The organism is uncultured Peptoniphilus sp. (assembly GCF_946998875.1).
GTDB lineage: Bacteria > Bacillota > Clostridia > Tissierellales > Peptoniphilaceae > Peptoniphilus_A.
This window is the reverse complement of record NZ_CAMQAY010000007.1, coordinates 48,300-58,932: the sequence shown is the minus strand read 5'-3', so window position 1 is coordinate 58,932 and position 10,633 is coordinate 48,300. Positions and strand designations below refer to the sequence as shown.

The window sequence follows — 10,633 nt, the reverse complement described above, 5'->3', positions numbered from 1 at the left end:
AACTAGAAATGCCTTTGACCTATTAACTAGTGTAACGGGAATAGGACCTAAGCTTGCCATGGGAATATTAGAAGGAGACGATGTATCTAATATTGCAAAATATATTTTGTCAAAGGATGAAAAGTCTCTTACAAAACTCCCAGGTGTTGGCAAAAAAACCGCACAAAGAATTATTCTTGAGTTAAAAGATAAAGTGGAAAAATTAAACCTAGATTTAGATTTTACTACAGAGGAAAGTCCTTTATTTGATGAAAATGATGATCCAGCATTTGAGGCACTTATCTCATTGGGTTATAATGTATATGACGCAAAGAAATCGCTGGAAAAAATTGATGCTTCACTAGATATATCTGAGCGTATTAGAGAAGCATTAAAATTAATGGGTTGATATAATGGATAAAAATAGACTAGTAGAGCCAGCCTTTATTGATGGCGATACAAAAGAAATTAGCCTTAGACCAAAGTGGTTAAGTGAATATATAGGTCAAGAAAAAGTTGTAGATAATTTAAAAATTTTTATTGAAGCTGCGAAAAATAGATCTGAACCACTTGATCACACACTATTAAGTGGACCACCTGGTCTTGGTAAAACTACTTTAGCTGGAATTATAGCCAATGAAATGGGTGTAAACTTAAAAGTTACATCTGGTCCAGCCATAGAAAAGCAAGGGGATCTTGCCAGTATACTTACAAATTTAAATAATGACGATGTCCTATTTATAGATGAAATTCACAGACTAAATAAATCTGTAGAGGAAATTCTTTATCCTGCCATGGAGGATCATGCCCTTGACATAATTATAGGAAAGGGTCCTTCTGCTAGATCCATTAGGCTTGACCTTGCACCCTTTACATTAATAGGTGCAACTACAAGGGCAGGAATGCTCACATCACCTCTTAGAGATAGATTTGGTGTGATGTTAAAATTAGATTTATATGACACAAAATCTTTAGTGGAAATTATTATGAGATCTGCAAAGATTTTAAATATACCAATAGAAGAAGAAGGAGCAATGGAAATTGCAAAGAGGTCTCGTGGAACTCCTAGAATTGCCAATAGACTTTTAAAGAGAGTAAGAGATTACGCTGAAGTTAAAGAAGAGGGCGTAATAACTACAAAAGTGGCAATTAAGGGTTTAAACCTCTTAGAAATCGACAAATATGGACTTGATAATATTGACAGGAGAATAATTCTTACTATGATTGAAAAGTTTTATGGTAGACCTGTTGGTATTGACGCCATTTCTGCTGCTATTGGGGAAGACAAGGGAACAGTAGAAGATGTATATGAACCTTATTTAATGCAAATAGGTTTTATTATGAGAACGCCTAGAGGAAGAGTTGCTACCAAAAGAGCTTATGACCATTTTGGAATCGAATACAAGGGTGATTGAAATGAAAAAAATTTTATTGTTAGCCATATTTTTAATCTTATTGCCAACTAGCATTTTTGCAAAGGAAAGTTACGACAGAATTGATATTAAAGTTGGAAAATCTGTAAATTCAAAGGAAAATTTAAAGTTAAAATCAAAGACCAATTTAAATATTATTACTTCAGATAATGAAGTTATAAATAGTACAAATAACAAAGAAATAGAAGTAATGTTTGACGGGAAAAATATCAATGTAAAAGGTAAGAATTTTAAACTTGCAAATTTCCCACAAGATGGTGCTTTTTTAATTAGCTCTGATTCTCCAATTTATGTTGATAAAATAAAAAGAAATTATAGAGGCTCAATTTCCTTTAGAGTTAATAATGGAAAATTAGACATAATAAATAATGTTCAATTAGACGATTATTTAAGAGGTGTTTTACCTAAGGAAATGAGTCCAGAATTTCCAATGGAATCTTTAAAGGCACAAGCTCTTTGTTCTAGGTCCTTTGCCATAAATAATTTCAACAAATATATAAAAAAGGGTTACAACCTTGATGACACAACAAATTCTCAAGTTTATTATGGAAAAGATGTAGAAGAAAAATCTACTGATAAAGCTGTAGAAACTACTTTAGGAGAAGTTATTAAGTATGATGGGAAAATTGCTGAGACAATTTTCTGCGCTTCTTCAGGCGGATATACTGTTTCTTCATCAGAAGCTTGGGGAGGAAATGATGTTCCATACTTAATTTCAAAGGAAGATCCTTATTCAACTCACCCATGGAATTATACTTTAAAGGACAGTGACTTAAAGAAATTAAATATAAGTGATATTATTGGTGTAAATATAGACACATTGAATTCTTCAAAAAGAGTAAATAATATTAACTTTAATACTTCTAAGGGTGATGTTACTTTAAAAGCCAAAGACTTTAGAAAAAAAATTGGAAATACAATAATTAAATCAACACTATTTGATATTGAGTGTGAAGATAATAAAGTAACTATAAAAGGAAAGGGCTATGGACATGGCGTTGGCATGAGCCAATATGGTGCTGTTGAAATGGCAAAAAAAGGAAATAATTATAAGGATATAATTGGATTTTATTTCCCAGGCACAAATATCGAAAAAATAAAATAACAGAAAGGCAAAAATGAAAACAAAAGATTTTTATTACGACTTACCTAAGGAATTAATAGCACAACATCCAACAGAAAAAAGAGACCACTCAAGACTTCTTGTACTAGACAAAAAGACTGGAGAAATGGAGCATAAACATTTTTATGATATTGTAGACTATCTCAAAGAAGGGGATGTACTTGTATTAAATGATACCAAGGTAATGCCTGCACGAATTTTTGGACATAGGGAAGGAAAAGAAGAAAAAATTGAATTTCTTCTTTTAAATCACAAGGGCGACACCTGGGAATGTTTATCTAAGCCAGGAAAAAAAGCACAAATAGGGACTAAAATAATTTTCAGCGACAAATTATCAGCTGAAGTTGTTGATATTTCAGAAGATGGATCCAGATTTCTAAAATTTGATTATGAAGGAATTTTTGAAGAAATCTTAGATGAACTTGGTGAAATGCCACTTCCACCATATATTACAGAAAAGTTAGAAGATAAAAATAGATACCAAACTGTATATGCTAGAGAAGAAGGTTCAGCTGCTGCGCCAACAGCAGGTCTTCACTTTACTAAGGAACTTCTTCAAAAAGTAAAGGACAAGGGCGTAGAAATTTGTTACATCACACTTCATGTTGGTATTGGAACTTTTAGACCAGTTAAAGTTGAAAATATTGATGAACATGAAATGCACTCTGAATTTTACATCATGACTAAGGAAGTTGCAGATAAAATTAATGCTGCAAAGGATAGAAGAAGTAGAGTAATTGCTGTTGGAACTACAAGTGTAAGAACTGTTGAATCCATTGCAAATGAAAGTGGAAGAGTGTGTGAAAAAAGTGGATTTACAAATATATTTATTTATCCACCCTACAAGTTTAAGTGCATAGATGCTCTTATAACTAATTTTCACTTGCCAGAATCAACACTTTTAATGCTAGTGTCTTCACTTTCCACAAGAGAAATTATTTTAAAGGCATACAAGGAAGCTGTAAAAGAAAGATACAGATTCTTCAGCTTTGGCGATGCAATGTTTATAAGGTAGGTTTTATGTTTAAATTTGAACTATTAAAAACTGCTAAGGATTCAAAGGCTAGACTTGGCAAAATCACAACTAATCATGGAGAAATAGAGACACCAATATTTATGCCAGTTGGCACAAGGGCAACAGTTAAGACTATGACTCCTGATGAGCTAAAAAAAATAGGCTCACAAATTATTCTTTCAAATACTTATCATTTATTTTTAAGACCAGGAACTGATATCATAGAAAAGGCTGGCGGACTTCACAAGTTTATGAATTGGGACAAGCCAATTCTTACAGATTCAGGCGGCTTTCAAGTTTTTTCCCTATCAGATAATAGAAAAATAACTGAAGAAGGAGTTCATTTTAGAAGCCACATAGATGGCAGCAAAATGTTTATATCACCAGAAAAATCTATTGATATTCAAAATGTTTTGGGCTCAGATATAATTATGGCTTTTGATGAATGTGCACCTTATCCTGCAAGTCATGAATATATTGATAATTCTATGAGAAGAACTCTTAGATGGGCAGAAAGATGTAAAGATCATCACAAAAATATAGATAATCAAACACTTTTTGGAATAATTCAAGGTGGAATGTATAAAGATTTAAGAGAAATTTCAGCTAAAGAAATGGTTGATATGGACTTTAAGGGTTATTCTATTGGAGGTCTGTCAGTTGGCGAGCCAATTGATTTAATGAATGATATTTTGGATTATACAACAGACTTTATGCCAGAAAATAAACCGAGATATTTAATGGGAGTTGGTAGTCCTGACTATTTATTTGAAGCTGTTGAAAGAGGCGTTGACATGGCTGATTGCGTTCTTCCAACTAGAATTGCGAGAAATGGAACTGTCTTAACTCACAAGGGAAGAATTGCCATTAAGAATGCAGTATATAAAGATGACTTTTCATCACTTGATGAAGACTGCCATTGCTACACTTGTAGAAATTTTTCTAAGGCCTATATTAGACACTTATTTAATGTTGATGAAATCCTTGGAATGAGACTTGCAACTATTCACAATTTATATTTTTTATTAGATATGATGAAAAACATAAGAGAATCCATTAAGGGCGATTATTTCTTAGAATATAAAAATGATTTTTACAAAAAATATGGATACAAATAATTTCTTGTTAAGTTATGGGATTAAATGTATAATATAATTATTAATAATTTAGAAGAAAGGGGTTAATAATGGATAAAAATGCACTAATAAATTTTGTTCCTTTAATATTGATGTTTGTTGTTTTTTATTTTTTAATAATAAGACCACAAAAGAAAAAAGCAAATGAAGTAAATGAAATGCGCGAAAACTTAAAAGTGGGCGATAAAATAATAACAATCGGCGGGATAATTGGAAAAATTGTCCTTGTAAAGGAAGATTACTTAGTTATTGAAACTTCATCTGACAATTCAAAAATTGAAATCATGAAGTGGGGAATTAACGGTACTTATAAAAAGAATACTGAACTTAAAGAAACAGAAGAAGAATAGGAGAATACTATGAAACACATTAAGACACTTACAAAGAAAAACCTAAAGAAAACTTATGAAAAAGGCGGATGTGGTGAATGCCAAACATCTTGTCAATCAGCTTGCAAGACTAGCTGCACAGTTGGAAATCAAAAATGCGAAAATTCTGAAAACTAAGGCAAGGGAAACCTTGCTTTTATTTTTGTTAAGGGATGTAAAGGAGTAAAGATGGTAGAAAGAATTCACAAATTTTATTTAAACAACAGATACATTGTCCTTGATATTGCCAGCGGATCAGTTCATGTTGTTGAAAAAATTGTTTATGAAATGATTGATTTTTATGAAAAATTATCAAAGGAAGAAATTATAGATAAATTTTCAAAACTTTATAATAAAGAAGATGCTATTGAAGCTTATGAGGAAATAGACTATTTAACTAAGGAAGGTTTATTATTTTCTGAAGATGAACATTTTAAACTTCCAAAGTATAATCCAGAAAATGTTGTTAAAGCTCTTTGCCTTCATGTAGCTCACGATTGTAATTTGAGATGTAAGTATTGTTTTGCTTCTCAAGGAGACTTCAAGGGCGACAGAAGTTTAATGTCCTTTGAAACTGGAAAGAAAGCCTTAGACTTTATTTTAAAAAATTCTGGCAATAGAAAAAATCTTGAAGTTGACTTCTTTGGTGGCGAGCCTCTAATGAATTTTGACCTTGTAAAGAAACTCGTTGCCTATGGAAGAGAAGAAGAAAAGAAATATGATAAGCACTTTAGATTTACAATTACAACAAATGGAATGCTTTTAAATAAAGAAATTGAAGATTTTATCAACGAAAACATGGACAATGTTGTTCTTTCAATTGATGGAAGAAAAGAAATCAACAATGAGATGCGCCCAACAATAAATGGCAAGGGATCCTATGATGTAATAGTTCCAAAATTTAAGGAACTTATCGACAAAAGAGGAGACAAGGATTACTTTATTAGAGGAACTTTTACAAATGAAAATTTAGATTTCTCTGAAGACTTAAAGGATTTCTATTCTCATGGATTTAAAAAGACTTCTATTGAACCAGTTGTAACTGATGAAAGAGAGCCTTATGCCATTAGAGAAGAACATTTAGATAAAATTTTAAGTGAATACGAAAAGATGAGTAAAGACTACATCGAAATTAGAAAAAAGGACAAGGACTTTTCTTTCTTCCACTTTATAATCGACTTGTCACAAGGACCTTGCATAGTTAAGAGAACTGTGGGCTGTGGTGCAGGCTCTGAATATGTAGCTATCACTCCACAAGGGGAAATTTATCCTTGTCACCAATTTGTTGGCGAAGAAGAATTTTTACTTGGAAATGTTGATGATGGAATTTTAAACACTACTCTTAGAGACAAATTTAAAAATTCCAATGTCTACACTAATGAAGATTGTCCATCCTGCTGGGCAAGATACTATTGCTCAGGTGGATGTCATGCCAATGCCTATTACAGCAATAAGGACATCAATAAACCTTACAAAGTTGGCTGTGCCATGGAAAAGAAAAGAATTGAATGCGCTATTTCAGTTCTTGCAAATGAAGAATAATTTTAAAGTTTATGAACCCTTCGGGGTTCTTTTTTTGTATATTTTATAAATACATAATAGTTTTACCTTAATGACAATTTTTGATATAATAAACTTTATATGAAGTGGTGATTAAATGGAAAGATGGTTTATTAAAAATAAGAGTGACCCAGGAATTGAATACAAAAAACTGGGCATTAATAATGTTATATATAAAATTTTACTTAATAGAGAAGTTAATAGCGAAGAGGAAATAAAAAGTTTTTTGAAACCTGAGCTTTCAAATTTAAATTCACCAATACTTTTGAAGGACATGGTAAAGGCTTCAAATTTAATTTTAAGTCATCTGGCTAAGAAAAATAAAATTAGAATTATAGGGGACTATGATGTCGACGGAGTAACTTCTACTTATATTTTGTATTCTGGTCTTCTAAGAATTGGAGCTAACGTATCCTACGACATTCCTCATAGGGTAGAAGATGGCTATGGAATAAATAATAATTTAATTGCTAGGGCAAAAGATGATGGAGTAAATCTAATTATTACTTGCGACAACGGAATTGCTGCAAGAGATGCTGTCCTATATGCAAAATCTAAGGGAATAGATATTATTATAACTGACCACCACGAGGTGCCTAAGATAACCCAAAATGACAAAGAAATGGAATTAATACCTCATGCAAATGCTGTTATTGACCCAAAACAAAGTTCCTGCTCTTATCCCTTTGAAGAAATTTGTGGTGCAGTAGTTGCTTTCAAATTGATTGAATATTTATTTTTAATTAAGGGCGTGGATAAAGATGAGTTCTACGAAAACTTTTTGCCCTTTGCAGCCATTGCCACAGTTTGTGATGTAATGCCACTTAAAAATGAAAATAGAATTATAGTCTCACAAGGTTTAAAATATTTAAGAGAGACAAAGCACCTTGGACTTAATGCACTTTTTGAAGCATCTGACATCAAAAAAGCTGAAATAGATGTATATCATTTAGGATTTATTATTGGGCCTACAATAAACTCCAGTGGAAGGCTTGAATCAGCTAAGTACGCATTGGAATTATTACTAGAAAAAGATTATAATGAGGCTCTTGATAAAGCTAAAAAGCTAAGAGAGCTTAACTATGAAAGGCAAAAGCTGACACAAGATGCCTTTAATATCATAGATGAGAAAATTAATCGTGAAAATCTTTTAGAAAAGCATAAGGTTTTAATAATTTATGAAGAAGGACTTAATGAATCTATTCTTGGCATAGTTGCAGGAAAGATTAAGGAAAAATATTACAGACCAACAGTTGTATTAAGCGATTCAAAAGACTTAATTAAAGGCTCAGGAAGAAGCATTGAAGAATATAATATGTTTAAAGAATTTTCAAAGTCAAAAATATATTTAGATGCCTTTGGCGGACATAAAATGGCTTGTGGGCTTTCACTTTCTCTTGAAAATTTAAAGGATTTCATTAAAGATGTTGATGAAAAGGAAAATTTGACAGAAGAAGATTTAATTAGAAAAATTTATATAGATGGAAATTTAGAACTAAAGTATATTAGCATGAATTTAGTTAAGGAACTTGAAAATCTTGCGCCCTTTGGCAATGGAAATTCTGCTCCCAAATTTGGTGCTAAAAATTTAAAAATAAATACATTAAATATCTTGGGAAAAAATAAAAACTTTTTAAAAATGACTTTATCTCAAGATAAGTTAAATTACACAGCAACCTTATTTGAAGATTCTGAAATATTTTTAAATAAGCTTGCAGAATATTATGGAAGAGAAGAGGTAATGGCACTACTTCAAGGTAGGCCATCAAATATTTTTATAGATATAATTTTTAATTTGGAGCTTAATAAATTTAATGGAAATGTCTCCATCCAATTAAAGATTAAATCCTATAGAATTTCAGGTGAGAAAAATGTTAATAGATAAATTAATTGAAAAAGTAAAATCTTATAATGAAAATGCAGATTTTGACATGATAAATCGAGCTTATAAATTTGCTGAAGAGCATCATAAGGGTCAAAAGAGAAATTCAGGAGAAGATTATATAATCCATCCTTTAAATGTAAGTTTAATTCTTGCTGAAATGAATATGGATACTGCTACCATTGTAGCAGGACTTCTTCACGATGTAGTAGAAGATACAGATGTAACTCTAGAGGACATAAAAAATTTATTTGGTCAAGAAATTGCCGATTTAGTTAATGGTGTAACTAAGTTAAAAAAATTAAATTATAAAAACAAAGAAGAAAAGCAAGCTGAAAATATTAGAAAAATGGTTCTTGCCATGGCAAAGGACATTAGAGTAATAATAGTTAAACTTGCCGATAGACTTCACAATATGAGAACTCTTGAGTACATGACTGATGCTAAAAAAATTGAAAAAGCAACAGAAACAGTTGAAATCTACGCCCCAATTGCTGATAGACTTGGTATGAGTAGAGTTAAGTGGGAGCTAGAAGACTTGTCTCTTAGATACCTAGATGAAGAAGGCTATTATGAACTCGTTGAAATGGTAAATAAGAGAAGAAATGAAAGAGAAGACCTCATCAACCACATTATTGCTGAGCTTGAAGAAAACTTAAAAAAAGTTGGCATCGAATGTGAAATCAAGGGAAGACCAAAGAATTTTTATTCCATTTATAAAAAAATGAAGAAAAAGGGAAAGGTCTTTGATGAAATTTACGATTTATCTGCTGTAAGAATTTTAACTCATTCTGTAAAGGATTGTTACGGTGCACTTGGTGTAGTTCATACACTTTTTAAACCTATTCCAGGTAGATTTAAAGATTATATAGCAATGCCTAAGCCTAATAAGTATCAATCTCTGCACACCACTGTTATTGACAACAATGGAGAAACTTTTGAAGTTCAAATTAGAACTTATGAAATGCATCAAACTGCTGAATATGGTATTGCCGCTCACTGGAAATATAAGGCTGGTGTAACAAAGGAAACTGCCTTTGATGAAAATTTAACTTGGCTAAGACAACTTTTGGAATGGCAAAAAGATTTAAATGATCCTGGCGACTTTATGGATACACTAAAGATTGACTTTTTTGCCGATGAAGTTTTTGTCTTTACACCAAGGGGAGATGTTATAAATCTACCTGAAGGCTCAACACCAATTGACTTTGCCTATAGAATTCACTCTCAAGTTGGTAATACTTGTGTAGGTGCAAAGGTAAATGGAAGAATTGTGCCCCTTAATTACACTCTTCAAAGTGGAAATATAGTCGATGTAATAACAAATCCAAATACTAGTCCATCTCTTGATTGGCTTAAAATCGTAAAAAGCCCTCAAGCCCGCAAGAAGATCTCTCAATATTTTAAGGTTAAAGATAAAGAAAAAAATATTGAAAGAGGAAGAGATGCCATTGAAAAAGAAGTTAAAAAATTGGGATATGAAGTCCATAAAATTTTGCGCGATGATTGGCTAGAAGAAGTTAAGAATAAACTAAATATGCAGACACTAGATGAAATGTATGCTGCAGTTGGCTTTGGAACAATAACAACAGCACAGGTTACTGTCAAATTAGTTGATATTTATAATAAATTTTATAAAAAAGACGAAAAAGATATTGAAGAAATTGTTCAATCAAGGAAAAGATTTAACAATCAAGGTATAGAAGTTAAGGGCGTTGATGGAGTCAATGTAAGAATTGCAAAATGCTGTACACCGGTTCCAGGTGACGACATTGTGGGATATATCACTATAGGAAGAGGTATATCTGTTCACAGAAAAGACTGCAAAAATATGCAAAACAATGTGGACCCTTCAAGACTTGTGGAAGTTAAATGGCAAAGTAGTTATGCAACAAGTTATAGCGCATCAATTGAAATTAGAGCTTTTGATAAACCGAATGTTATCGGAGACATTGCAAATAGAGTAAATGATTCAAGGTTAAGTATTTCCTATTTAAATGCCAAAGTTGTAAAAAATGGAGATGCTGTAATTGATATAACTGTAGAAATCACTAATAGTGAAGAACTTGAAAGATTAATGGAAAAACTAAAGAGAATTAACAATGTTCTCGAGGTATATAGAGTAAAGGCGTGATAA

Annotated in this window: 10 protein-coding genes; all 10 read left to right on the top strand. The window is 31.7% G+C overall.

The genetic code is table 11. From position 1 onward, the window contains the following. Positions 1-388: Holliday junction branch migration protein RuvA (gene ruvA / locus Q0U74_RS03925; protein WP_297392802.1), on the top strand; the 388-nt coding region annotated here is incomplete at its 5' end. Between the two features lie 4 nt (positions 389-392). Next, a complete protein-coding gene (gene ruvB, locus Q0U74_RS03920) occupies positions 393-1,394 on the top strand; it encodes a Holliday junction branch migration DNA helicase RuvB (protein WP_297392800.1) in 1,002 nt (333 codons plus the stop codon). A gap of 1 nt (position 1,395) precedes the next feature. Further along, positions 1,396-2,517: a SpoIID/LytB domain-containing protein gene (locus Q0U74_RS03915; RefSeq protein ID WP_297392799.1), complete on the top strand. Its 1,122-nt coding sequence runs from the start codon at positions 1,396-1,398 to the stop codon at positions 2,515-2,517. A 13-nt stretch (positions 2,518-2,530) separates the two neighbouring features. Beyond that, on the top strand, positions 2,531-3,550 hold the full coding sequence (queA, locus tag Q0U74_RS03910; protein WP_297392797.1) for a tRNA preQ1(34) S-adenosylmethionine ribosyltransferase-isomerase QueA: 1,020 nt from the start codon (positions 2,531-2,533) through the stop codon (positions 3,548-3,550). A 5-nt stretch (positions 3,551-3,555) separates the two neighbouring features. After that, positions 3,556-4,668: a tRNA guanosine(34) transglycosylase Tgt gene (gene tgt, locus Q0U74_RS03905; RefSeq protein WP_297392796.1), complete on the top strand. Its 1,113-nt coding sequence runs from the start codon at positions 3,556-3,558 to the stop codon at positions 4,666-4,668. 68 nt (positions 4,669-4,736) lie between these two features. Continuing rightward, positions 4,737-5,036 (top strand): preprotein translocase subunit YajC, encoded by a 300-nt coding sequence (gene yajC / locus Q0U74_RS03900; RefSeq protein ID WP_297392795.1) that lies wholly within the window; start codon positions 4,737-4,739, stop codon positions 5,034-5,036. A 9-nt stretch (positions 5,037-5,045) separates the two neighbouring features. Then, positions 5,046-5,192, top strand: a complete 147-nt coding sequence (scfA, locus tag Q0U74_RS03895; RefSeq protein ID WP_019107118.1) for a six-cysteine ranthipeptide SCIFF — start codon at positions 5,046-5,048, stop codon at positions 5,190-5,192. A gap of 51 nt (positions 5,193-5,243) precedes the next feature. Beyond that, entirely contained in the window at positions 5,244-6,596 is a 1,353-nt protein-coding gene (scfB, locus tag Q0U74_RS03890; protein ID WP_297392794.1) for a thioether cross-link-forming SCIFF peptide maturase, read from the top strand. A 115-nt stretch (positions 6,597-6,711) separates the two neighbouring features. After that, positions 6,712-8,499, top strand: a complete 1,788-nt coding sequence (recJ, locus tag Q0U74_RS03885; RefSeq protein WP_297392792.1) for a single-stranded-DNA-specific exonuclease RecJ — start codon at positions 6,712-6,714, stop codon at positions 8,497-8,499. Continuing rightward, entirely contained in the window at positions 8,486-10,630 is a 2,145-nt protein-coding gene (locus tag Q0U74_RS03880; RefSeq protein WP_297392791.1) for a bifunctional (p)ppGpp synthetase/guanosine-3',5'-bis(diphosphate) 3'-pyrophosphohydrolase, read from the top strand. Before recJ ends, Q0U74_RS03880 begins: the two co-directional genes overlap by 14 nt. Positions 10,631-10,633 lie beyond the last annotated feature (3 nt).

Bases quoted from the DNA above. Each gene is read 5' to 3' on its own strand.
- ruvB (WP_297392800.1), top strand. From the start codon at position 393: ATGGATAAAAATAGACTAGTAGAGCCAGCCTTTATTGATGGCGATACA.
- Q0U74_RS03915 (WP_297392799.1), top strand. From the start codon at position 1,396: ATGAAAAAAATTTTATTGTTAGCCATATTTTTAATCTTATTGCCAACT.
- queA (WP_297392797.1), top strand. From the start codon at position 2,531: ATGAAAACAAAAGATTTTTATTACGACTTACCTAAGGAATTAATAGCA.
- tgt (WP_297392796.1), top strand. From the start codon at position 3,556: ATGTTTAAATTTGAACTATTAAAAACTGCTAAGGATTCAAAGGCTAGA.
- yajC (WP_297392795.1), top strand. From the start codon at position 4,737: ATGGATAAAAATGCACTAATAAATTTTGTTCCTTTAATATTGATGTTT.
- scfA (WP_019107118.1), top strand. From the start codon at position 5,046: ATGAAACACATTAAGACACTTACAAAGAAAAACCTAAAGAAAACTTAT.
- scfB (WP_297392794.1), top strand. From the start codon at position 5,244: ATGGTAGAAAGAATTCACAAATTTTATTTAAACAACAGATACATTGTC.
- recJ (WP_297392792.1), top strand. From the start codon at position 6,712: ATGGAAAGATGGTTTATTAAAAATAAGAGTGACCCAGGAATTGAATAC.
- Q0U74_RS03880 (WP_297392791.1), top strand. From the start codon at position 8,486: ATGTTAATAGATAAATTAATTGAAAAAGTAAAATCTTATAATGAAAAT.